Below are 23,675 nucleotides of genomic sequence, written 5' to 3'. Positions count from 1 at the left end.
GGAGATGCCGTTTTTTATTTGTTAAGAAGCATACATCGCTTTTACACGTTTTTGAAGCTCCGTATCCTCTAAATATTCATCATACGTAACAGATTTATCGACGATTCCCTTCGGCGTAATGTCGATGATACGGTTAGCAGTTGACTGAACAAATTGATGGTCATGGGATGCAAAAATCATCGCACCTTTAAAAGCAATTAAGCCATTATTCAGTGCCGTGATTGATTCTAAATCCAGGTGGTTCGTCGGCTCATCCAATAACAAAACGTTTGAACCGGACAGCATCATTTTAGACAGCATGCAGCGGACTTTTTCGCCCCCGGAAAGCACACTCGCTTTTTTCAAGGCTTCTTCACCAGAGAAAAGCATCCGGCCAAGGAAGCCGCGCAGGAAGCTTTCACTTTCGTCTGCCGGCGAGAACTGGCGCAGCCATTCTACAAGCGTCATCTCGGACCCGTTAAAGTACTCGGAGTTATCTTTCGGGAAATAAGCCTGTGAGGTTGTAACGCCCCATTTGTACGATCCTTCATCCGGCTCCATTTCGCCAGCCAAAATTTTAAACAAAGCAGTTTTGGCCGCTTCATTCGTTCCGACAAGGGCGATTTTATCTTCTTTGTTCATAATAAAGCTTATGTTGTCCAGTACTTTCACGCCGTCAATCGTCTTGGACAAACCATCCACACGCAGGACATCGTTCCCAATTTCACGCTCAGGCGTAAACTGTACATATGGGTAACGGCGAGAAGAAGGCTTGATGTCATCCAGTGTAATTTTATCCAAGGATTTTTTACGGGAGGTGGCCTGTTTTGACTTCGAAGCATTGGCACTGAAACGCGCGATAAATGCTTGAAGTTCTTTGATTTTCTCTTCTTTTTTCTTGTTTGCATCTGCCTGCAGTTTTTGTGCAAGCTGGCTTGACTCGTACCAGAAATCATAGTTGCCGGCATAAATCTGGATTTTTCCAAAGTCAAGGTCAGCAGTGTGTGTGCATACCTTATTTAAGAAATGACGGTCATGGGATACAACAATAACGGTGTTCTCAAAGTTAATTAAAAACTCTTCCAGCCAGCGAATCGCTTCGATATCAAGGTGGTTGGTAGGCTCATCGAGCAAAAGAACGTCCGGCTTGCCGAACAGCGCTTGAGCTAAAAGCACTTTTACCTTATCTGATCCATCAAGATCGGCCATCTTTTTATCGTGCAATGCTTCCGGAATACCAAGACCGGAGAGGAGAATCGCTGCTTCTGATTCTGCTTCCCATCCGTTCATTTCAGCAAACTCACCTTCAAGCTCTGCGGCACGCATGCCATCTTCGTCCGTAAAATCAGCTTTCATGTAAATGGCATCTTTTTCTTTCATTACTTCATAAAGCCGGGCATAGCCCATAATCACTGTTTCCATTACGCTGAACTCTTCATACTCGAAGTGGTTCTGTTTTAATACGGCAAGACGCGCATCTTTTGGCATGGACACATGACCGGTCTGCGGCTCCAGATCACCGGATAAAATTTTAACAAACGTAGACTTTCCGGCACCATTTGCACCGATCAGCCCGTAGCAATTCCCCGGTGTGAACTTTAAGTTGATATCTTCAAACAATTTTTTGTCGCCAAAGCGCAGGCTGACGTCTTGTACTGTAATCAAATGTGTTTTCCTCCCAATATGAATTCATCGCCTCTGATTATATCATTCTTGGGAGAAAAAAAGAATAAACAGTAAATTGAAAAAGCGGGCAAATCTTTTTAATTCCGAGTAAGTAAATAGGATTGACATTACATTATTTTCTGATAAACTAAACTCATTCGAAAAGAACAGATCATAAAGAGGGGGACATCAATTGATTACGTTTGAATCATGGAATGATATGCAGGACCAGATTCCTGACTTTCCGGCTGATTCAGAAACAAAAGGAGCACTTGAAGTGCTTCAGTGGGCATATGACACATACGGCGACAAGCTTGTTTATGCCTGCAGCTTCGGAATTGAAGGAATTGTGCTGATCGATTTGATCGCAAAAGTAAAACCAGATGCGGAAATCGTTTTTCTGGATACGCATTATCATTTCAAAGAAACATATGAGACGATCGACAAAGTAAAAGCACGTTATCCAAAGCTGAATATTCGTATGCAGCAGCCAGAGATGACGATTGAAGAACAAGCGGCCCAGTTTGGACCAGACTTGTTTGCTACAAACCCAAATAAATGCTGTGAAATCAGGAAAATCATTCCTCTTCAAAAAGCATTGGCTCCGTCAACAGCTTGGATTTCCGGGCTGCGTCGTGAGCAATCGGAATCAAGAGCAAACACAAATTACTTAAATCTTGATAACCGATTCCAAAAAATCAAAGTATGCCCGCTCATTCACTGGACGTGGAAAGAAGTGTGGCGTTATGTAACAAAGCATGAGCTTGACTATAATGTACTGCATGACCAGGGTTACCCAAGCATTGGCTGCGAACCATGCACAAAGCCTGCTTTTTCAATGGAGGACATTCGTTCCGGCCGCTGGAGCGGATCTGGCAAAACAGAATGCGGTCTTCATACAACAAACCCTTAAGTATGTAAATTTTTTTGTTAGTAATACCAAGTAATTAACTATGAATTTTAACCTATTCGGAGGGACCTATACATGACAAACATTGCTGCCCATGGAGGCGAACTTATCAACCAATACCAGCCGGATTTTGATCTATCCGGAATTTCAAAAGAAGTCGAACTTGATGCGACGGCTTTAAGTGATCTTGAGTTAATCGCTACGGGTGCATTCAGCCCGCTTACCGGTTTTCTTACACAAAAGGATTATGACAGCGTCGTAAAGGATATGCGCCTCGCAGACGGCACAGTTTGGAGCATTCCGATTACGCTCCCTGTACAGGATGTATCTGGATATGAAAAAGGGGACACAGTCCTATTGAAACAAAACGGCACAGTATATGGTGTGCTAAACATTGAAGACATTTATGAGCCTGATCAAAAGCTTGAAGCACAAAATGTGTATAAAACAACAGAAGAAGCACATCCAGGCGTGAAAAAAGTATACAGCCGCGGTCCGGTTTACCTGGGCGGTCCAATTACACTTGTAAAACGCATTGAGCGCGAGCAATTCGCAGAGTTTTACTTTGATCCAGCTGAGACACGCCGTATTTTCCGTGAAAATGGCTGGAACAAAATTGTCGGCTTTCAAACGCGTAACCCGGTCCACCGCGCACACGAGTACATTCAAAAATCAGCGCTTGAAATTGTCGACGCACTTCTTTTAAATCCGCTTGTGGGTGAAACAAAGTCCGATGATATTCCAGCGGATATCCGTATGGAAAGCTATCAGGTGCTTCTTCGTGACTACTATCCGGCAGACCGTGTAAAGCTTGCTGTATTCCCGGCAGCGATGCGCTATGCTGGACCGCGCGAAGCGATTTTCCATGCAATCGTCCGCAAAAACTATGGCTGCACACACTTTATCGTTGGCCGTGACCATGCAGGTGTCGGTGACTACTACGGTACGTATGAAGCGCAGGAAATCTTCTCAAACTTTACAGCAGAAGAAATCGGCATCACACTTTTGTTCTTTGAACATAGCTTTTTCTGTAAAAAATGCGGCAATATGGCTTCATCTAAAACATGCCCGCATTCAAAAGAGGACCATGTCATTCTTTCTGGTACGAAAGTGCGTGAAATGCTTCGTGCAGGAGAAATTCCACCGGCAGAATTCAGCCGTAAAGAAGTGGTAGAAGTTCTAATCCGTGGAATGAAAGAAACAGCAAACGCATAAGGGAGAGAAAAACATGACAAACAACAATATCGTCTGGCATGAACAGTCACTGACAAAAGAAGAAAGACGCAAGAAAAACGAACACCACAGCGCGGTTCTATGGTTTACCGGGCTGTCTGGTTCCGGCAAGTCAACGGTCGCAAACGCTGCGGCCCGCCGCTTGTTTGATCTTGGTGTAAGCACGTATGTTTTAGACGGCGACAATGTCCGCCATGGCTTAAATAAAGATCTTGGTTTCTCAGATGAGGCACGCAAAGAAAACATCCGCCGTATTGGTGAAGTATCAAAACTGTTTGTGGATGCAGGCCAGCTTGTATTCACAGCTTTTATTTCTCCATTCCGTGAAGATCGTGACACTGTTCGTGCACTGCTTGAAAACGACGAGTTTATTGAAGTATTCGTTGAGTGTCCGATTGAAAAATGTGAACAGCGCGATCCAAAAGGCTTGTATAAAAAAGCACGAGCAGGCGAGATTCCTGAGTTTACTGGCATTTCATCTCCGTATGAAGCACCGGAAAAACCGGAGCTTGTGTTAAATACGGATCAATATTCCGTTGAAGAGTGTGTAGATCAGCTTGTTGCGTACTTAAAGAAAAACAACTGGCTGTAAAGAAGCACCTTGCCTGAGCTTTTCATTCAGGCTATGATAAAAAGCATCAGATAGAGAGAAACGCATGATGAACGGAGGTGGCACGATGGGCAAAATATGGCTTGTCGGTGCAGGTCCGGGGGATCCGGATTTAATTACGGTAAAAGGGTTACGGGCAATACAGGAGGCAGACATTATTTTATATGACCGCTTAATCAGCATGGAGCTTCTTGACCATGCCAAAGAAGGAGCCGAGCTTCTTTTTTGCGGAAAGCTGCCAGATCGTCATTTTGTCCAGCAGGAAAACATCAACGAGCTTCTTGTTGAGCATGCCAGGCAGGGCAAGCAGGTTGTCCGGTTAAAAGGCGGCGACCCATATGTATTCGGCCGTGGCGGCGAGGAAGCGGCGTTTGCTGTTCAAAACGGCGTGGAGTTCGAAGTGATTCCGGGGATCACATCCGGTATTGCAGCTCCTGCTTATGCTGGTATTCCTGTGACCCACCGTGATTACGGCGCTTCTTTTGCCATCGTCACCGGCCACCGTAAAGAAGGCGCTGATGAAGAAACAAAATGGGCTTCTTTAGCTAAAGGTATTGATACCATCGCTGTTTATATGGGTGTTAAAAACCTTCCATATATTCAGGAAAAACTGATTCGCTATGGAAAAGATCCCAACACGCCGGCAGCTCTGATTCACTGGGGGACAACAGAAAAACAGCAAACCGTAACAGGCACACTTGAAAACATTCACGCTGTCGCACAGGAAGAAGGCATCACCAATCCAAGCATGATTGTGATCGGTGAGGTTGTAAACATGCGGCCAGAACTGCAATGGTTTAACGAAAAGGTCTCAGGAGGTGCAAAAGGATGAAAGCCGTTCTGTATATATGCCATGGAACTCGTATAAAAGAAGGGGCCAGGCAGGCAGCTGATTTTATCCGAGCAACCATGCCGCTTGTAGACGCACCTATCCAGGAAATTTGCTACCTTGAGCTGTCGGCACCATCTATTGAAGAAGGACTTCGTTCCTGCGTGGAAAAAGGAGCAACGGATATCACGGCGATTCCGTTTCTCCTGCTCACAGCAGGGCATGCAAAAGAGGATATTCCCGAGGAGCTTGCTAAAGCAGCCAGGCTTTTTCCGGACGTTTTGATTCGCTATGGCCGTCCGCTGGGTGTACAGGAACAAATTGTTGACGTGCTGATTGATCGCATGAAAGAAGCGTCTCCTATTTCGACGGACGCATCCGTTCTTCTTGTAGGCAGAGGCAGCAGTGATCCTGCAACAAAGGAAGACTTCAGCCAAATCTTGAATCTCTTTCAATCTAAAACCAAGTTAACTGATGTGACTATTGGATATATGGCTGCTTGCGAACCATCCTTTGAAGATGCTCTTCATCAAGCAGCAAACAAAAATCCCCGCCAGCTGTTTATTGTTCCTTATCTGCTTTTTACAGGTATTTTAACGAAAACGATGGAACGTGCTGTAAAACGACTGGATTCATCTGGTGAGGTTTATCTTTGCCGGCACCTCGGCTACGATCCGGTAATCGGTCGTATTTTAGCCGAGCGGGTAGAAGAAGCCTTTCAATCGGAGCCTGTATGTTTCCCATTATGATCGATTTGTCCGGGCAAAAGGTTGCCATTGCCGGCGGGGGCCCGATCGCAGTTCATAAAACGGAAAATTTGCTTCGGTTCGGTATACAGCCGCATATTATCAGCCCGGAGTTTCATCCTTCCTTTCATCAGCTGGCTAGGGAAGGGCATGTCATTCTTCATCGAAAAAAAGTAGAATGGGCAGACCTTGAGGATGCATTTTTAATTATGCTTGTAACAGACAATAAACAGGTAAATGCAGAAATGGCAGAGCTTGCTGTCTGCCATGGAAAACTCGTAGTTCATGCAGAGCACAATGATCTTGGTAATGCACAAATTCCAGCTGTCATGATGCGGGGAAAATTGCTGATCAGTGTGTCTACGAGCGGGGCAAGTCCCTCATTATCGACTCAAATTCGTAATCAGCTCGAAGAAGAGTTTGATGAACGTTATGAAGAGTATGTAGATTTTTTGTATGAAGTTCGCCAGTACATTAAGCGGCATATCCAAGAACGCCCTGAACGACGAAAATGGTTGAAAAGGGCATCGGAAAATTGCTACTTGGAATACCCGGAAAAGAGGAAACAGTACATGGCGGACCTTGTTACAAGTTTTCCCGCTCTGTAGACAACAGGAGGAACCTATATGGAACGTTTTATTATTCTTGCGCTCGTCGGTCTTGCCGCCCAGCTTGTGGACGGGGCGCTCGGAATGGGCTACGGCTTGACATCAACAACATTATTACTAAGTGCAGGAATCGCTCCCGCCATTGCGTCCGCCTCTGTTCATATGGCAGAAGTCGTCACAACAGCTGCGTCCGGGATCAGTCATCGACAATTCGGCAATGTAGATAAAGCTATGCTCAAAAAGCTGATTATTCCCGGTTCTATCGGCGCTTTTGCAGGTGCAACCTTTTTAAGCAGCTTGACGGGAGATTATGTACGTTTGTATATTTCCACTTTCCTGATTTGTCTTGGCCTGTTTATACTTGGCCGGTTCTTATTTTTAAAGGACGCCCGAAAACAAACGCCAAAAGCGCCCACGAATCGATTTTTTATTCCATTAGGCCTGATTGGTGGTTTCTTTGATGCCAGCGGCGGAGGCGGATGGGGTCCCATTGCAACGCCGGCTTTGCTTTCACAAAAAGGGATGCAGCCCCGTATCGTTATTGGGACAGTCGCTGCCAGTGAATTTGCCGTTGCCTTATCTGCAACAGTCGGGTTTATGATCGCGCTCGGTCCTTCCCAAATTAACTGGCTTTGGGCTGGTGCCATTATGCTTGGTGGTATTATTGCCGCACCTTTTGCTGCCTGGATTGTAAAAAGCCTGCCTACACGTGTGCTAGCGGTTATTGTGAGCGGTATGCTGATCATGACAAATTTACATGCCGTCTTCAAGTATACAGACCTGTCCGATTCTACAAAATCAACGGTGTTTATTGCTTTGATTATCCTGTGGCTTCCTTTGACAGGCTACATGATTCAAAAAGAAAAGCAAGCAGCACGTGATGAGCAGAAAAGCGTACATGCGAGAGAAAAAACCTCTTGAAAGCAAGACCTGTAACAGGGTCTTGTTTTTTTATATTTAAAATTAAATAAAGCAACTTAAATGAACATTCATTTTACTGCGCTTGAATCATTTGTAATTTCCAAACAGAAAATGCCCTTCAGTAAATGCAAAAGCTTTATGCCGCCAAGAAAAAACGGGCAATGCAGGAAGGGACCTTTGTGAGTAAAGAAGCGAGGAAGATCTATTTTGATGCCTACTGAGACTTTTCGGAACCAACTAAATACCCTTAAGCAGGTCCTATGTTTGAATTTGCTGGTTTTTAATGGAATATACATGCGGGCTGTCGGTAGAATTATACACGCTTGATCATTACACTACTCATAATATTGATTTTTCTTCCAGCGGGTGGGAGGAATTGAACAACCTGCTGACAGGTGAATTGGAATGTAAGCGAACAGCGGGAATAGGATCTAACGAAATTGAAATTTCGACCGCAATTGCTTCCAAATCATTGGAAGCGGATACTGAGAAAGCGGCGAAAAATCGAGTTGAAAAGCAGCTGCAGAATTTTTACTATTGCTGTGGCAGCTATAATTACTCGTAGACATGAATTTGTTTTTCGTTTCCAACATTCAGTTCACCTAAGGCTATTAAAAATGATCGATGAACCCATCGAATATTTTTGCTGTACAAAAGCGAGTTAACCGATCATAAGGATTTAAAATAATAAACATAAAAATGAATTCAAACCTGGACACAATGTGGACTTTATATTTTTCTTTTTTCTCAATATTACAAGAAAACTTTATTTTTGAGAAAATACACACTTAACTTTCTATAATAAATATTATGTTAACTTTAAAATAAAAAAATCTATTACAGTTATTCCATTCCCCCTTTCTTCTTTTTAACTCTTACCTCGCTCTTTCTTATCCAAAAGTTTCCGTTCGACTTTTTCTTCGTACTGCTTAAACATTGCTGAATTCGTTTTGATTCTTCTTTTCGAAAGCAGCTGATTGTAGCGCAGCCTTTTTTCATTTAACTGCCGGCTTAGCTTGATCGCTTCGTTTGAGTCATCGCAATTGTTCACCAATCGCTCAAGCTGATGTATATCCTGGCGCAATGCAGCGTCTTCTTGTGTAAATCCAGCATTTTTCATTATTCTCGCAGCCATGCGCATATCTGGTGGCAGTGACTCAAATTCATCTTTTGGCAGTGGTTTTCCGGCTCCTGGTAAATGATCCAACATTCCTTCTTTAAGCGCTTTTTTAATACGCTCTTCAGCAATTCGGAATGAATCCATCTTTATCCCTCCATACTATCTGTTACATGATGCTTATTATAACAAATCGCAGGCTAAATACCGAAAGTATTGGACTGCCTGCTTCTCCTTCCGAACATTCCTTACAATTCTTTATAAAATGTTCTGATAGACATATTTTTTAAAAAGAATCTAGCATGAATTTTTATTTAGTGACAACAAACGCGAAAACTGTTGAATTTTTTGTGACACTGTCGTGAAAATATTGTTTTTTAGCGCCAATAGGATTAGCATAGAGAGTGGTGAAAAGATCGTTACAACTATGTTTTATCTTAATGAAAACAAGTAATTGTGAAGTTGTTAACATTCTTTACGCTTTTGAATTACAGAATTACATAAGAAAGGGGTACAGCATGAAAAAGAAATGGTTGTTATTCTCAGCGATTTTCACTATTGCTACAGTGCTTGCAGGATGCGAAAATCCGTTAATGGTGCTTGATCCGAAAGGTCCGCAGGCCAAAACGCTATCTGACACCATTATTATGTCAATCATTGTGATGTGCGGTGTTTTACTCGTCGTTTACGTGTTGTATACGTACATGCTTGTAAAGTATCGGGCGTCCAGAATGGGAGAGGATTATGAACCTCCTCACGTGCACGGCAGCACGAAACTCGAAATTATTTGGACGGCTATTCCAATCATCATTGTTGCCGTTTTGTCTGTTATTACAGTTCAATCACTAAGTAAGGTTGAGAGCAAGCCGGCTGGCTATGAAGACCAGGAGCCACTTGTGATTTATGCAGCATCGTCTAACTGGAAATGGCACTTCAGCTATCCGGAACAGGGTGTTGAAACAGTGAACTATGTCAACATGCCGATTGACCGTCCGGTTGAATTCCGTTTGTATTCATACGGACCAATCACAAGTTTTTGGATTCCGCAGCTTGCCGGTCAAAAGTATGCGATGAGTGCACACGTAACCAAAATCAACATGTCCGCAGATGTACCTGGGTCATATATGGGCCGAAACTCAAACTTTAACGGCCAGGGCTACGCGCAAATGGAATTTGAAGCACAGGCAATGACGCCGGCAGATTTTGACGAATGGGTAAATGATGTGAAAACAACGGCGCCAAAACTCACTGATGCTGATTATGACAAGCTGCTTGAAACAGATTTTGTAGGCCGCAAATCATATTCGTCTACACACCTTGAGTTCAACCCGCCGCCAGAAGGCCGTCATCACGGAGTACCTAATAAAGGGACACCGAATACAGAAGAAGATGCAGACAAAACAGCGCCTTCTTCAGAACACCACACTCATCCAAATGAAACTGAATGATGGAAACAACAATGAAAGGAGACACATAACATGGAGTCGCATGAGCAACAATTTCTCATTTTAAACGAACCGATGATCCTCGCAGCGATGATCAGTATTGTGGTCGGCGGGCTATCCCTTGTTATCGGGGTGACCTACTTTAAAAAGTGGGGCTACCTATGGCGCGAATGGATCACAACGGTTGACCATAAAAAAATCGGCGTTATGTACATCTTAGTCGCTCTTGTAATGCTATTCCGTGGAGGCGTTGACGCCCTCCTTATGCGCGGCCAGACAGCCATGCCGGAAAACGGCCTGCTTGATGCCCAGCATTACAATGAAATCTTTACAACACACGGCGTTATCATGATCCTGTTTATGGCGATGCCATTTATTATCGGATTAATGAACGTGGTAACACCACTTCAAATCGGCGCACGTGACGTAGCATTCCCGCGCCTTAACTCCGTCAGCTTCTGGCTGTTCGCAGTAGGTGCAGGATTATTTAATATCTCATTTATTATCGGGGGATCACCGGATGCCGGATGGTCTGCTTACTTCCCGCTGGCGAGCCTGGAATTCAGCCCGACAGTCGGAAACAACTACTACGCAATTTCCCTGCAGATCGCAGGTCTTGGTACACTGGCAACGGGGATTAACTTCCTTGTTACGATTTTGAAAATGCGTGCACCAGGCATGACATTAATGAAAATGCCGATGTTTACCTGGTCTATTTTAATCACAAACGTGATCATCGTGTTTGCATTCCCTGTTTTAACAGTGGCGCTTGCACTTATGACAATGGATCGTCAATTTGGTACAAAGTTTTTCACTATGCAGGACGGCGGAATGGATATGCTTTGGGCTAACCTTTTCTGGGTCTGGGGACATCCTGAAGTATATATCGTTATTCTTCCTGCCTTTGGTATTTACAGTGAAATTATTTCAACCTTTGCTCGTAAAAACTTGTTCGGCTACAAATCAATGGTTGTCAGTATGGTGGCGATTTCCCTTCTTTCTTTCCTTGTTTGGGCGCACCATTTTTACACAATGGGGCAAGGAGTTATGGTCAATAGCTTCTTCTCGATCACAACGATGCTGATTGCCGTTCCAACGGGTGTAAAAATATTCAACTGGCTGCTCACCCTTCATAAAGGGAAAATTACGTTTACGACACCAATGCTTTACTCGCTTGCGTTTATTCCGATCTTCACAATTGGTGGGGTTACAGGGGTTATGCTTGCGATGGCAAGTGCCGATTACCAGTATCACAATACAATGTTCCTGGTGGCGCATTTCCACTATGTATTGATTCCAGGTACGGTATTCGCCGTTATTGCCGGCTTCCATTTCTGGTTCCCGAAAGTATTCGGTTTCCGTTTAAACGAAAAGCTTGGAAAACTTGCTTTCTGGTTTATCACAATCAGCTTTAACGTAGCGTTCTTCCCGCTGTTCATTCTTGGACTAAACGGTATGACACGCCGCATGTATACGTATTCTGAAAGCACTGGGTATGGACCGCTTAATATGCTTTCCTTCCTGGGTGCAGTTGGTCTTGGTATTGGCTTTATCATCCTCGTGTATAACTTGTACTGGAGTATCCGTTACAGCCCGCGCGATGAAACAGGCGATCCATGGGATGCACGCTCTCTTGAGTGGGCAACACACGGTCCTGTGCCGTTCTACAACTTTGCGCGTATTCCAAAAATTAATGAATTGGATGCGTTCTGGTATGCGAAGAGAAACAACAAATCACTTTATGATGATCGTCCAATTGAAAAGATTCATATGCCAAACAACAGCGGCATGCCATTCCTAATGAGTGGTGCATTCTTCGGTGCCGGTTTCTGCCTTGTATTCAGCTGGTGGATTCCAACAATCATATTTACAATCTTAATCTTTGTATTTATGGCCCTTCGTTCATTTGAAAAAGATCATGGTTATTACGTTTCTGTGGAAGAAATTGAACGGATAGAACGGGAACTTGGAGGTGAGAAATAATGAAAATTGATGAGTCGTTGCCGCTTGAATATAGCACAGAAGAAAACCGGCTGAAGATTCTTGGTTTCTGGATTTTCCTTGGAGCTGAGATTGCCCTGTTTTCAACTTTATTCACGGTATACTTTACTCTCCAAAATGGGGTTGGCAATGGACCGAGCGCAGAAGAACTTTTTAAAATTACCCCGGTTATGATTGAAACAGTCTTGCTTTTAACAAGTAGTTTCACGATCGGTCTGGGTATTCACGCAATGCGCCTAGGTATGAAAAAAGCGATGATGACATTCTTCGTTATTACACTCGCGCTCGGCCTTGGATTCCTTGGCACTGAGATTTACGAGTTTTTAGAATACATTCATGAAGGTGCTACGATCCAAACAAGTGGATTTACATCAAGCTTACTGACATTGCTTGGTACGCACGGTGCGCACGTAACGTTCGGCTTATTCTGGGGAACAGCCATCCTAATTCAAGTAGCAAAACGCGGCTTGACACCAGAAACAGCGAACAAATCGTTTATCTTCTCGCTTTACTGGCATTTCCTGGACGTTGTCTGGATCTTTATCTTCAGCTTCGTTTATTTGAAAGGAATGATGTAAGATGATGAAGCAATTGTTTCCGAAGCAGCACGTAATGGGCTTTATTTTCTCTATGGTCCTCTCGGTTGTTGCTCTGGCTGTTATTACTTTTGATATGTCATACAAGATGGGAATGGCTATTCTGCTTGTTACAGCTATTGCGCAAGCTTTAGTACAGCTTCTGCTCTTTATGCACATCGGAGAGTCAGAAGACAAAGGTACACTTTACACAAACATCATCTATGCTGTATTTGTAGGTGTTGTGACAATCCTTGGAACATTGTTCACAATGATCTGGGGTTACCAAATATATTAAGAAAAAACCGGAGCAAAGAGCTCCGGTTTTTTATATTTTTTCATACCTTGAACTTACTCTCTCTATCAAAATGAAGACTAACCAAATGCCAAAGATCCACATCGAACTCACAAGGATGGTGGCCCCAACAATAGACATCATGTACCCTTCGTTGTAACCGCTTGCAAAAAGACTTACAAGAAAGATTAAACCGCCAATAACACAACCTGCGCCAGAAAAATACTTGATAAAGGTAAGTATCTTTGCTTGCTCTTCTGTCATTTTTTATCAGCTCCTTCTTACTATCTATTTTACGCAACTTCACAGAATTGTCAAACATTTTTCGAAAAATGTTCAAATTTAAATCTTTCATTCCAATAAAAAAGCAGGAAGATGATTTTCTTCCTGCAAACCTTTTCTTAATTAAGGCGGCTTTTCAATGGCTGTTTCCAGCTCGCAGCAAGCACATCGACCTCAACGAGCTTTTTGATTTCTTGTACGGATGCCCTTTTATCACTCATCAGCTGGTTGGCTGCCTCAATAGTAATGGAGGCTGGGTGAGTCTGGATACGTTCTATGCTGGCTGCCGGGTCTACCATTCCTTCCGTTAAAACACGAAAATAAAACCCCGTATACCCTGTTTGTTCCACTAAAGCAGCAAGTTTCGGTTCATTGTGCCGCGCAGCCAGTTTAAAACACGGCTGTCGCGGCTGGCTGATTTGCACCACTGCTTCACCGAGCTGAAATACATCCCCAATATGAACATTCGTTTCAAGCAGACCGGACGCTGTAATATTTTCACCAAAAGCAGCCGGAGGCATTGTTCGCCCAAGCTCTTTTTCCCAGTATGTATAGTGTTCAGACGGATAAACGCAGACCGCTTTGTCTTCCCCGCCATGATGAATTAAGTCTGCCTGTCCATCTCCTTCAAAGCCTGTTTTGGATAAAAACAAAGGCTTCTCAACCGGTATTTTTCGAATGCCTGATTGCACCACTTTCCGTCCATAAGCTAAATCAGCCGGCTTGCCTACATTTACAGATAAAACCTTCATGCTTTCACTCCTTAAAAATAATCAGGGATTGGTTCCTTTAAAATGCGGTTCCATAAGCATTGCTCTGCCCGGACCATACATAAGCCATGTGAATACCGCTGGTAAGGAGCCGGAAGCACTTGAAAGCCAAGCTTTTCATAATAAGCGCTCCCGATTTCGCTATACAGCATAAAAGCAGCATCCGAATGCTTATCCATACATTGACGGATAAGGGATGAACCAAGCCCCTGCCTCCGAAAATTTGGTTCGACTACAACAGAGCCGATTCCATATAAATAAGGACGAAGCCGAAGCAGCATCAGGGATGCTCTTATATATCCATCAGTATCTTCTAACACGTAGCGGGTTCCGTATGCCTCTTCCTTTTGATTGTCGTGTATGTATTGGGCAAGTGAACGCCCCTTGGGCCACTCCTGGTGCCCGAGCTCATAAAGCTTTTGTCGTTCTTCTGGCCAGGCTTCGCGCAACAGCATGTCCATCCTCCTTTTCCTTTTTATCGTACAAAAAAACCGTCCTAAAACGCAAGGACGGTTTTTTCATTTGTTACACAGTTACCGCTTGTCTAGCTGGAGAATACGCCTGCTGAATCATTTGCATATCGGCTTCAGCCAGCTGCGGCACCTGGTAATAGCCGTGTTTGTTTTGATAAATGGAAATTTCATAAGCCATTTCAATACAGTTTGGAAGAGAGTCAGCTAAAACACGGCGGACAACGGGATTTGTCGCTTCAAGAGCAGCCGTTGTTTTAAATGTCGCAGCTGATTTCAGCGCACCAAGCATAAATGTTGAAATGATTTGATCATTGATCTCTGTGTCTGCCTCAATCGGCGCTGTCGGATCTTTTGACTCAATGCCGTACTGGAAGTTATTGTCCTGCTTCATTTTATAGCTTTTTGTTGGAACAGCAGGATCTTTTCCTGACTTAAAGCAATCAAGTGTGGTATTGTATTCCTGCTGGATAAACGTATGCTGGCGGTTTAGAATATCAAGCAGTTCTGAATCCTTTACCATTGGGCGCAGCATCGTGTATTTGTTTAACGTGCTGACTGACATACAAAGTACTTCATGAACATCAAGCATTTCATGTGCCCCGTGGTTAAATTGCGGTGAAGTCATCTAAATCGCCTCCTAAGTGAATTGTGATGCTCGAATAGTGTGTGGCATCACAATTGATTTATGCTTGGAGGATGTTGTCACTCCGTCCTGAACGTGTAAAAATGGTATAAATGAAAAAACAAAATGACTAGATGAAAGGAGTAGTATATGCCATGAATAAAAAAGAGCTGGAGACGCATATTATTAACCAATATAAGCAGGACGAGCACATGATGGTTCTCGTTTTTGCACAGTGGTGTGTAAACCATGATCTGGACCCTCTACAGCTTTATAAGCAGGCTTACCCTGACCAAAAAGAAAACGAAGCGTTGAAGCAGGCAATCGACTTAACCGTACCAAAAGAGGAAGCAGGGCATATTTCAGACGAAACGCTCCTCAATGTTTTGTCTCTTTATGGAAATGAAGATCTGGCCTTTGTGGTAAGCAAAGAAGTGAAAAAATGCGCAAAAAAACCGGATTGATCGAGTGAACCTCTCCATCTAAATCAAAGATTTTAATGGAGTATCCCTTATCTTGAATACGGTACAACATCAGCGGTTAAGCTTCCTTCGGAAGCCCGAGTGCATGATGCAGACTAATGAACGAAGACAAGGTCTGGGATGTCCTTATTGCCAGCTCAGGGACTTTTGCCTGAATTGACAACCATTTCGTTTCCGAAGTGGATTTTTGAAAAGCCCGAATGAAATAACGGGCTCCGATATTATAAGAAGCAGATAAATCCGTATGATAGACTTTGCCCGTTGAAAACACGGCAAGGTCTTTTTTGGGGTTCCGTTTCACTTTTCCAGAGCCGTCAAACGCCAGGGCGCTGGTGTTTTGCGGATTGATCCGAGATATGCGCATGCTCAGGCAGTGCGCCATTTCTTCCACTTTGTTCTGGATGCCTATTTTCCGCCATCCATGAAGCTTGAAACGAAGTTTCCTGGCTCCATAGAACCCCTTTGGGATTTTCATTCTGCCCAGATATTCGAATACGATGACGTCACAGCTATGTTCCACAGCAAATTGTATAATTTTATGGCTTGTGTGGCGGACAATATGCTCCTGGTATCCATTGATCTTCCGCCAAAAATTCGGTGCATGAATGTGACCGCTTGCCCGCTGGGCTTTTCGCAGTTTGTTCGTTAACGTCTGCAGACGGTCTTTTTCTTTAGGCTGGTCAATAAATGTCCGACCTAAGACAGTGCCTGTTGCATCGATAATTGAACAAACTGCAGAATTCGTGAGTCCGAGGTCTACTGCGCATACTTTTTGTTCTTGAATAGGAGTCTTGTTTAAAGTGACCTTGTTTTCGTAGCTGATGGAAAGGAAGAATTTCTTTCCTCGCTTAATCAGCTTAGGATTGTTCTCTTTCCATTCCCAGACACCACGTTTGTAGTGATCCTGTTCTTTAAACTCGATATCCATCCATACCCAGTCATTTTGATGAAATACTTTGATTTGTGCGGACGTACCGGATGTTCTGGTGAACATATTTCCGCGATAAAAAACAGGGAACTCTTTATGCTTCACTTGTAGTCGCGGAGGCTGTTTCTTGAATTTCTTTCCTTCAGAAAGAGCGTATTGCTGCTCTTTTTCCCAGTTTTGATAGTTAGAGCGAAAGCTCTTTACTTTGCCAAAAGAAGAAGCAATGGCACTTCTGCGGAAGTAGGACGGAAATTTGTAAAACCGTTCGTTAAACTCTTTGTATTTTGGGAGAGGGTTTGATTTGGTTGCGTGAATCAGTTTTTCCACCGCAGATGCAATTGATTTGGTTGTCAGGTCATCGGTATGATCAAACTCTTTGTCGATCACCTGGATGATAAAGGACAGGGCGTCATTATACACATCCAATGTAGCATTGAAAATTTCCGTTTGGTTTGTAATTTTGTGCAGCAGTGACTTCACAACTTTCATGACCAAACCCTCCTCTCTACGTTCAATCCCTTATGATATGTAATCGTACCAAAATGGAAACAAATAGTAAAATAAAAAGAAAATCAGTAGAGTGATAATAAGGAAGAAGCGGTAATCTGTGTACTGAAAAAACATATAGTAGAATAGGAAGAATAAAGACCTTAGCGCCTAACCCCCACTAAAACAGAGATTTTGAAGGGGAATGGGGCGCTAATTTTTTATTCACTCCGGCACTTTCTTATGTTAAGCTTGATTCCGTGCTCCATGTTGCCCGGTTATCATCTTCAATAATACCGAGTGTGACATCACTGATTTCACTTTCTTCTAAAAGACGCTTTTTTACCCGGAATTTAATATCATCAGCCTCGGCAAGAGACAGACCTTTTCGAAGCTCAATGACCCCATCTACATGATAAGATCGGCCTTCTTGTATAATACGGAGATGATGGATATCCACTGTGTCCGCATCCTCTAAAATAACACGGCCTACCTTTTGTTCAATTTCAACTGGGGCTGCAACACCAATCAAGCCAATCATGTTATCGTATCCCACACGGAAAGCCACAAACACCATCAGCAGACCAATCAAAATCGTGATTAGCCCATCTGCGGCCAAAATGCCGAAAAATTGGGCAAGCGTAATACCGATAATGGCTAAAAGCGCGCCGGATGTGGCTACAAGATCTTCATAAAAAACGAGTCGGGTGGCTGGAGATGCTTTGCTGACATTTTGGAAAGCCTGTTTCATAATGTTGCCGCTTTTTTCTACCCGTGCTTCCTCTAAAATTTCTTTCATTGCTTTAAATAAAATAAAACCATCAATAACGAGTGCAGCTAACAAAACAGCTACATTCAGCCAAAAATCTGTTGCTTCTTCAGGATGCTGCAGAAGCTTCCACCCTTTTAAAATCGTTTCATAAGCCATGATAGAAACGACAATGACCGCAATCATGCAAAAGATATTCACCAATCGGCCAAAGCCTGTTGGGAACCTTTTTGAAGGCCTCATTTCTGCGAGAGCACTTCCGAAATAAACAAATCCCTGATTAATCGCATCTGCAAGTGAATGCATGGCAGAGGCGAACATCGTTCCACTTCCGCTAAAAGCGGCAGCGATAAATTTTAAAATCGCTAAAATTGTGTTTCCAAGTGACGCTATGCCTGATGAGGTGTTTCCTTTTTTCAGCAAAGAACCAATTCCCATAAGCCGCCTCCTTTTTTCATATTTATACCCAATTAACTGAGCGGTTACTCTTGAAGAAAAAGCTACTTTCCTTTTATCCTGCTCTCTGCTTAAACAAACCTTTTTTTATTGAGTGAGCATCGACTTCAAAGCAATGGGAAAACAGCTTATCCCTTTATAAAACAGCGTTTATACAGAAACCATTAAGGTAATAGGGTAAAGAAAAGCTGGATTGCTTAAAGAAAGAAGGGAGTTGCATGTTTTTTTGGTGGAGTTTGATTTTAGCCATTGGGTTCGCACTTATTCACTTTTTTTCTAAAAACATGACATTTCTGTCAGAGAAGCCACGCAGTCGTTTTCTGTCCATTGCCGGCGGGATTGCTGTTGCTTATGTATTCATTCACCTGCTTCCTGAATTACACCGGTATCAAAACGAAATCGGTGAGAAAATGAAACAGGGGATGCTTGGATATGTTGATAATCATATTCTGCTCGTTTCCCTGTTTGGTCTTGTGGTGTTTTATGGACTTGAGCGCCTTGTGAAAAAGTCAAAAAGAAAAGGAAGCAATAAAGGTGAAGGGAAAGCTGCTGCCGGTGTTTTCTGGCTTCATATGGCTTCTTTTTTTCTGTATAACATGGTCATTGGCTACCTGTTAATTCGTGAAGAGTACGAAAGCATCTGGGGAATGTTCTTTTTCTTTTTGGCGATGGGAGTTCATTTTGTCATCAATGACCATAGTTTAAGAGAAACGTATAAAGCTGCTTATGATCAATATGGAAGACTGCTTTTAACAGCTGCTATCCTTTTAGGCTGGGGAATCGGGGCAGCAGCAGAAGTGGATGAATTAAGCATTTCACTGCTTGTTGCTTTTATCGCCGGAGGCGTCATTTTAAACGTGATGAAAGAGGAACTGCCGGAAGAAAGAGAAAGCAGCTTTGGCGCATTTTGTATGGGTATCATAGTGTATGCCGCCCTTTTAATGCTGGTTGGAATATAAAAAAGGAACCGATCCGCCGGGTCGGTTCATTGTTGAAGCGCAGATCAAGGGGATGCTATTTCATTTGCTTTTCCGAAAAAAAAGCCGGAAAAATCGGCTTTTAAGATTTTACTATATTTGTTTTTTCCAGTGCTGTCATCATGCTCTGTATGTAACTTGCTTGTTGTTTTCTTGCCTGTTCTTCCTTGCTGCTTGTACTAAAAGCAGCGTACATAGCGACCTCATCATTTACTGCTTCTTTGAGTTCTTCCCACATTTTTTTGTAATCCATTTTCAGACCACCTTTTTATGGTAATAAACTGTTAATTTATTTTATAACGGCGCTTCCATACTGGCAATCCTTTTTTGAAGATTGTCCTTCTTTTTTCTCCGATAAACGGTGCAGCCATCACTCAAGAAGCCGAACGGGAACGATCAGCCTTTAGCTGAAACGGCTGACACAACCCTTAAAAAAGAAAAAGAACGGTCCGCTTCGGAAAGGGCCGTTCTTTTTTTAATGGACTCCCCGCCGTTCGATTAAAAGGCGCTTCCTTCACGCTTTTTTAATCCAAACAGCTGAGTATTCCAGTCCACACTTTGTACAGGACTCTGGTCAGAGACGAGCAGCTTTGTTATATAGGTCCGCTGTTCTTCCAGCCCCTTTTGAATGTTTTCTTCCGATCCTGATATAAAATGAATACCGGCCAGGCAGGCAGCAGCATACTCTGCCCAATTCGCATATGTGCTTTGCGCTTTAGTCGCCGCTTCCGCCCGGGCATTAAGAGAATCCACCCTCTCCATAAAGCCAACACGTTCTCCATACTGACAGAGTATGACGCAAAATCCGTAGTCTATAGCTGCAACTGTACCGGCCGGGAGGCGGTTTAAATACCGATGGGCAATATTGATTTTATGCTTTGTTTCTGGATCGCGTGTGGAATCCGCCAGCTGGTGACGTTTTTCCGGCTCCAAAAAGCGGAGCTGGTGCTGAATGCGATCGAACTCTGAGCGGCGTCCTTCGTCTAACAGCCATCGGATCACTTTAGTCATGGATTCTTTATCCTCGATTGACCACTCTTTTAACATTCGGCGGGCATGTGACGAGGAAATTCTCAATCGGCGGTTTACCGCACTGTAATAAGCAAATTTCCCGGCGTAGCAAAACGAGCCCATCGTGTGAAAATACCGATCAACCCTTCTTGCCGCAGGGTGAATGTTGATCATCATATTTGTTTTTGCCTCCTTTTAGTAGCGAGCCGCTTTAAGCGCGCGAAAGATCGAGCGGATAAGGAAAAAGAGCGCCAATACAAACACGGTTTCCCAAATAAAAGGCGCCCATCCATCTATAAAATCCAGCGATACTTCTGAAAAAAGAAAAGCTCCGAGAATGAGAAACATAAAAACAAACGGATTGTTTTCGTAAACCGTATCGGTTACACCATTCCAGCTGATTATAAAAACAACAGCCCAGAAGATCGTGCTTATATTAAACATACCGCTGCCAAAAGTGCGTATACGCTCCCGCATGGTTGACCGTCGAAGCTTTTGTTTGCTCTCCCGGCGTGATGGCAGCCCGTTTTTGCCGTTTCCTTTCCGTCCTGCATCTTTTGCATACGCATAAATTTTAGCTGAATACACCATACTTTCCGCATCATGCGGATAATGGCTCTCTATCTCCTGAAACAATAAAAGGGCTTCGCCCGTTTCTCCTTCTTTTATTAAACATTTCGCCTTCAGGCTGAGAACATCGGCATCCCTGGGAAACAAATCCGCCATTTCTGTACAGAGCGCTAACGCCTGCTTCCAGTCCTTCTGTTTATATGCCAATTGCGCCACTGCCAGCATCGCTTCTTTGTTGTTTGGTTTAAGTGCAAGATACCGGTCGTAAAACAGGGCGGCCTGCTCCCATTCCTTCAGCTGAAGGTGAATTTCTCCTTGAAGTTTGAGTAAATCAGGGTCTTCCGCAAAAATTGCTTCTGCCTCCTCCGCCAGCTCCTTTGCTTCTTCAAGCCGGCTGTCGAGAAACGCATCCAGTGCACGTTCACGTTTTTGAAGAAAGAAATCCGCTTCTATGTGCCCTTGATGCGCAATTTCTTTGAAAGACAAAGCTGGATAAAAGCCGAGCTGCTTCTGGTAATAAGACAAAAAAATCGCGCGGTCCTCTTCTTCCTCCAATAAAAATTCCGGATAGTTTTCACGCCAGTGAAAGCTGTCTTCAAGCAGCTGCCATACTTCTTTCGGCAAAAATGGGTGCTGCTTAAAAAAATCAAACAGCTCAAGCGCCGCTTCTTTTTTCACAGTCAAGTCCCACAAAGCCGGATCGTTCAGCAGGCTGATCCAATTTCCTGGCTGAATGCGCTGGGTGATATCCTCATAAAGCTGTTCCGCCTGTTGAAGAAGAGCTCCGACCGCATTTTCTTCCGCTGCCTGCTCACTGGTATATACGAAAGGTGGTTCTTCCTCTTCTTCATATGTATACGTGTTTACAGGCGCTTCCTGTACCGCTGTTTGCGCCTGGCTCTCCTGTTTTGGCGTGAATGGGTCTGTTCCTCTTTTCAGCTCCTTCGTAAGCGTATCATATGCTTCTCGAAGGCGCTGATAGCCTTCGGGATCTTCTTCCGGATGGTGTACCTTCAGCTTTTTCGCATACGCTTTTTTCAGCGCTGACAAATCATCTACTGGTTCTATGCCAAGAATGTCCCAATATGTCATTCGAATTCGTTCCACCTTTCAAGCAGTACCAGCTCCTGCTTGAACCGCTCGGCAGCGTGGCGAATGTCCTGCTCGTTTTGGCTGGCGAGCACCCGTTCAAACCAATCGAGCACCGCAGCCGCTCTTTGCCTTCTTTCCCCTATTGATTCCTCGTAGAAGCGTTCTCCTTTTGCAAGAAGCAGCCGGTTCTCCGTTCTTTCTCTCGGATGGATTTTCATTGCCTGCAATTCCTTCATGCGCGCTTCCATTTCTTCTTTCGTCTGGCTTCCGGGGTTTTGTTCGACAATGATGCGTCTTTTCTCGCCCGTTTTCACAATAGTTACTTCTACCTCTAGTAAACCGTTTATATCGTATGTATAGCGTACATCAATTGACTGCTCTCCCGCCGGTGCCGGCTGCACCTCTACAGAAAGCTCACCGAGTTTTAAATTGTTTTTAACATGCCGGCTTTCTCCCTGATAAATGTCTACGGTAATACCCGATTGGCCGTCCGCTATCGTATAAAGCCGTTCTACCTTGCTGACAGGAATCGGTGTATTCCGTTCGATAATCGGCAGGTAATGTCCCGTTTCAAAATCGTTTTGGTTCAGCCGCTTAACGACACTTGTACCAAGCGAGTAAGGGCATACATCCGTTAAAATCAATTCTTCAACGGTTTCATTCCGCTCTTTTAAAGCAGCCTGTACCGCTGTACCCAGCGCTACTGCTTCGTCTGGATGAATTACACCGAATGGCAGCTGACCGAATAATTTTCCGGTTACATGTTTAATAAACGGCATTCTTGTTGCCCCACCGATCAGCACAACAGCATCAATCTCTTTCGGATGAACACCGGCATCGCTTAAAGCCCGTTCAATCGGCTGGCGAAGGCGCAACAGGAGCGGCAGTGCCTGATTCTCAAACTCACTGCGTGTAATAGAAGTCTCTAGCTCCTGTCCGTCAACCTGTACCCGAAAGAAAGCGGAATGATCTTCTCCAAGTGTTTTTTTACATACTTCTGCCTGCTTCCATACGGAGGCCAGCTGCTTGGCTGACAATGTTTCCCGCTTGATCCCATTGGATTCAAGAAACCAGTTGGCAAGAAGGGTCGTAAAGTCTTCTCCGCCTAAAAAATTATCACCGGCAATGGACTTTACTTCCATCACCCCTTCAAACAATTCGAGGATCGACACATCAAACGTCCCCCCGCCCAGGTCAAACACAAGAAACCTGGTTTCACTTTGCGACTCGTGAAGCCCATAAGCGATTGCGGCTGCGGTCGGTTCACTAATCAAGCGTTCTACCCGGAGGCCAGCAAGCTCGGCTGCTTTTTGAGTCGCCTTGCGCTGCCGGTCATTAAAGTAAGCTGGTACACTGATAATCGCTTCTGTGATTTCTTCGCCTAAAAAAGCTTCTGCATCCTTTTTCAAGGACTGCAGCACGAAAGACGACAGCTCTTCCGGTAAAAACGGCTGCGCGCCTAAATGGTAATACTTTTCGGTTCCCATATGGCGTTTGAATACGGCTGCTGTCCGGTCGGGGTGCGTGATCAGCCGCTCTTTTGCAACCTCTCCAATGAGCAGCTCGCCTTCTTCACCTAAACTGACAACAGAGGGTGTCAGCCGTTTCCCCAGCACATTCGGTATAATCTTTGGACCCTCCTTTCCCCAGTAAGCTACCAGACTGTTTGATGTTCCTAAGTCAATTCCAATGGTTGTCATCCTATGTACCCCGTTTCCCTGCTATGCATAGTTTGGTATATTTTCCTATTATAGTTTGATAGAAGGGAAAGATAAATGAAGAACCAGTATTGCTTGTCCAATATACTTCTTTCGTCTCATTCT

26 protein-coding genes are annotated in these 23,675 nt (G+C 43.9%); 14 read left to right on the top strand and 12 right to left on the bottom strand.

The window, feature by feature from the left end; translation table 11 throughout:
• Nucleotides 1–21: 21 nt before the first annotated feature.
• Nucleotides 22–1,644, bottom strand: coding sequence for an ABC-F family ATP-binding cassette domain-containing protein (locus VP97_RS11705; RefSeq protein WP_050182056.1), 1,623 nt, complete (start codon nt 1,642–1,644; stop codon nt 22–24).
• A 193-nt stretch (nt 1,645–1,837) separates the two neighbouring features.
• Here VP97_RS11705 and VP97_RS11700 point away from each other — a divergent pair, with 193 nt between their 5' ends.
• The 8 genes from VP97_RS11700 (at nt 1,838) to VP97_RS11665 (ending at nt 8,066) form a co-directional block, all read left to right on the top strand.
• A complete protein-coding gene (locus tag VP97_RS11700; RefSeq protein ID WP_050182055.1) occupies nt 1,838–2,557 on the top strand; it encodes a phosphoadenylyl-sulfate reductase in 720 nt (239 codons plus the stop codon).
• 72 nt (nt 2,558–2,629) lie between these two features.
• Nucleotides 2,630–3,769, top strand: a complete 1,140-nt coding sequence (gene sat, locus VP97_RS11695) for a sulfate adenylyltransferase (RefSeq protein WP_050182054.1) — start codon at nt 2,630–2,632, stop codon at nt 3,767–3,769.
• A 13-nt stretch (nt 3,770–3,782) separates the two neighbouring features.
• Nucleotides 3,783–4,379 (top strand): adenylyl-sulfate kinase, encoded by a 597-nt coding sequence (gene cysC, locus VP97_RS11690; RefSeq protein ID WP_050182053.1) that lies wholly within the window; start codon nt 3,783–3,785, stop codon nt 4,377–4,379.
• Between the two features lie 85 nt (nt 4,380–4,464).
• Nucleotides 4,465–5,229: a uroporphyrinogen-III C-methyltransferase gene (gene cobA / locus VP97_RS11685; protein WP_050182052.1), complete on the top strand. Its 765-nt coding sequence runs from the start codon at nt 4,465–4,467 to the stop codon at nt 5,227–5,229.
• Complete coding sequence (locus tag VP97_RS11680) at nt 5,226–5,975, top strand: sirohydrochlorin chelatase (protein ID WP_050182051.1); 750 nt, start codon at nt 5,226–5,228, stop codon at nt 5,973–5,975. Before cobA ends, VP97_RS11680 begins: the two co-directional genes overlap by 4 nt.
• Nucleotides 5,960–6,580, top strand: a complete 621-nt coding sequence (locus tag VP97_RS11675; protein ID WP_050182050.1) for a precorrin-2 dehydrogenase/sirohydrochlorin ferrochelatase family protein — start codon at nt 5,960–5,962, stop codon at nt 6,578–6,580. Before VP97_RS11680 ends, VP97_RS11675 begins: the two co-directional genes overlap by 16 nt.
• An 18-nt stretch (nt 6,581–6,598) precedes the next feature.
• On the top strand, nt 6,599–7,501 hold the full coding sequence (locus VP97_RS11670) for a sulfite exporter TauE/SafE family protein (RefSeq protein WP_050182049.1): 903 nt from the start codon (nt 6,599–6,601) through the stop codon (nt 7,499–7,501).
• Nucleotides 7,502–7,784: 283 nt separating this feature from the next.
• Nucleotides 7,785–8,066, top strand: a complete 282-nt coding sequence (locus VP97_RS11665; RefSeq protein WP_050182048.1) for a hypothetical protein — start codon at nt 7,785–7,787, stop codon at nt 8,064–8,066.
• Between the two features lie 303 nt (nt 8,067–8,369).
• Here the strand turns inward: VP97_RS11665 and VP97_RS11660 are convergent, their stop codons facing one another.
• Complete coding sequence (locus VP97_RS11660) at nt 8,370–8,765, bottom strand: DnaJ family domain-containing protein (RefSeq protein WP_050182047.1); 396 nt, start codon at nt 8,763–8,765, stop codon at nt 8,370–8,372.
• A gap of 371 nt (nt 8,766–9,136) precedes the next feature.
• On the opposite strand from VP97_RS11660, the gene qoxA reads away from it, so the two are divergent.
• The 4 genes from qoxA to qoxD are packed head-to-tail and all read left to right on the top strand — an operon-like array spanning nt 9,137 to nt 12,937.
• Nucleotides 9,137–10,066, top strand: a complete 930-nt coding sequence (gene qoxA, locus VP97_RS11655; RefSeq protein WP_050182046.1) for a cytochrome aa3 quinol oxidase subunit II — start codon at nt 9,137–9,139, stop codon at nt 10,064–10,066.
• Between the two features lie 30 nt (nt 10,067–10,096).
• Nucleotides 10,097–12,046, top strand: coding sequence for a cytochrome aa3 quinol oxidase subunit I (qoxB, locus tag VP97_RS11650; RefSeq protein ID WP_050182045.1), 1,950 nt, complete (start codon nt 10,097–10,099; stop codon nt 12,044–12,046).
• Nucleotides 12,046–12,642, top strand: coding sequence for a cytochrome aa3 quinol oxidase subunit III (gene qoxC, locus VP97_RS11645; protein ID WP_050182044.1), 597 nt, complete (start codon nt 12,046–12,048; stop codon nt 12,640–12,642). Before qoxB ends, qoxC begins: the two co-directional genes overlap by 1 nt.
• Before the next feature lie 4 nt (nt 12,643–12,646).
• A complete protein-coding gene (gene qoxD, locus VP97_RS11640) occupies nt 12,647–12,937 on the top strand; it encodes a cytochrome aa3 quinol oxidase subunit IV (RefSeq protein ID WP_050182060.1) in 291 nt (96 codons plus the stop codon).
• Between the two features lie 30 nt (nt 12,938–12,967).
• On the opposite strand, the gene VP97_RS11635 is transcribed toward qoxD, so the two are convergent.
• From VP97_RS11635 to VP97_RS11620, 4 genes are all read right to left on the bottom strand, one after another.
• On the bottom strand, nt 12,968–13,198 hold the full coding sequence (locus tag VP97_RS11635; protein WP_050182043.1) for a hypothetical protein: 231 nt from the start codon (nt 13,196–13,198) through the stop codon (nt 12,968–12,970).
• A 137-nt stretch (nt 13,199–13,335) separates the two neighbouring features.
• Complete coding sequence (locus VP97_RS11630; protein WP_050182042.1) at nt 13,336–13,968, bottom strand: MOSC domain-containing protein; 633 nt, start codon at nt 13,966–13,968, stop codon at nt 13,336–13,338.
• An 11-nt stretch (nt 13,969–13,979) separates the two neighbouring features.
• Nucleotides 13,980–14,441 carry a GNAT family N-acetyltransferase gene (locus VP97_RS11625; RefSeq protein ID WP_050182041.1) on the bottom strand — a complete coding sequence of 154 codons (462 nt, stop codon included), beginning with the start codon at nt 14,439–14,441 and terminating at the stop codon, nt 13,980–13,982.
• Nucleotides 14,442–14,511: 70 nt separating this feature from the next.
• Nucleotides 14,512–15,084 carry a spore coat protein gene (locus VP97_RS11620; protein ID WP_050182040.1) on the bottom strand — a complete coding sequence of 191 codons (573 nt, stop codon included), beginning with the start codon at nt 15,082–15,084 and terminating at the stop codon, nt 14,512–14,514.
• Between the two features lie 152 nt (nt 15,085–15,236).
• Between VP97_RS11620 and VP97_RS11615 the strand changes: the two genes are divergently transcribed.
• Nucleotides 15,237–15,545, top strand: a complete 309-nt coding sequence (locus VP97_RS11615) for a hypothetical protein (RefSeq protein ID WP_050182039.1) — start codon at nt 15,237–15,239, stop codon at nt 15,543–15,545.
• Between the two features lie 76 nt (nt 15,546–15,621).
• On the opposite strand, the gene VP97_RS11610 is transcribed toward VP97_RS11615, so the two are convergent.
• Both VP97_RS11610 and VP97_RS11605 read right to left on the bottom strand, forming a co-directional pair.
• Complete coding sequence (locus VP97_RS11610) at nt 15,622–16,980, bottom strand: transposase (protein WP_050182038.1); 1,359 nt, start codon at nt 16,978–16,980, stop codon at nt 15,622–15,624.
• A gap of 238 nt (nt 16,981–17,218) precedes the next feature.
• Nucleotides 17,219–18,184 (bottom strand): cation diffusion facilitator family transporter, encoded by a 966-nt coding sequence (locus VP97_RS11605; RefSeq protein ID WP_050182037.1) that lies wholly within the window; start codon nt 18,182–18,184, stop codon nt 17,219–17,221.
• Between the two features lie 236 nt (nt 18,185–18,420).
• Here VP97_RS11605 and VP97_RS11600 point away from each other — a divergent pair, with 236 nt between their 5' ends.
• Nucleotides 18,421–19,161 (top strand): hypothetical protein, encoded by a 741-nt coding sequence (locus VP97_RS11600; RefSeq protein WP_050182036.1) that lies wholly within the window; start codon nt 18,421–18,423, stop codon nt 19,159–19,161.
• 100 nt (nt 19,162–19,261) lie between these two features.
• Here the strand turns inward: VP97_RS11600 and VP97_RS23830 are convergent, their stop codons facing one another.
• The 4 genes from VP97_RS23830 to VP97_RS11585 all read right to left on the bottom strand — a co-directional run bounded on the left by VP97_RS23830 (nt 19,262) and on the right by VP97_RS11585 (nt 23,552).
• Nucleotides 19,262–19,432 carry a hypothetical protein gene (locus VP97_RS23830; protein WP_156153476.1) on the bottom strand — a complete coding sequence of 57 codons (171 nt, stop codon included), beginning with the start codon at nt 19,430–19,432 and terminating at the stop codon, nt 19,262–19,264.
• Between the two features lie 245 nt (nt 19,433–19,677).
• Nucleotides 19,678–20,367, bottom strand: a complete 690-nt coding sequence (locus VP97_RS11595; RefSeq protein ID WP_050182035.1) for a DUF1266 domain-containing protein — start codon at nt 20,365–20,367, stop codon at nt 19,678–19,680.
• 18 nt (nt 20,368–20,385) lie between these two features.
• Complete coding sequence (locus VP97_RS11590) at nt 20,386–21,852, bottom strand: sodium/calcium exchanger protein (RefSeq protein ID WP_050182034.1); 1,467 nt, start codon at nt 21,850–21,852, stop codon at nt 20,386–20,388.
• Entirely contained in the window at nt 21,849–23,552 is a 1,704-nt protein-coding gene (locus VP97_RS11585; protein ID WP_050182033.1) for a molecular chaperone HscC, read from the bottom strand. Before VP97_RS11585 ends, VP97_RS11590 begins: the two co-directional genes overlap by 4 nt.
• Nucleotides 23,553–23,675 lie beyond the last annotated feature (123 nt).

This window comes from Domibacillus robiginosus (assembly GCF_000966195.1).
GTDB lineage: Bacteria > Bacillota > Bacilli > Bacillales > Domibacillaceae > Domibacillus > Domibacillus robiginosus.
Note: the sequence above shows the minus strand (reverse complement) of the source record. Positions and strands in the feature narration are given on the sequence as shown.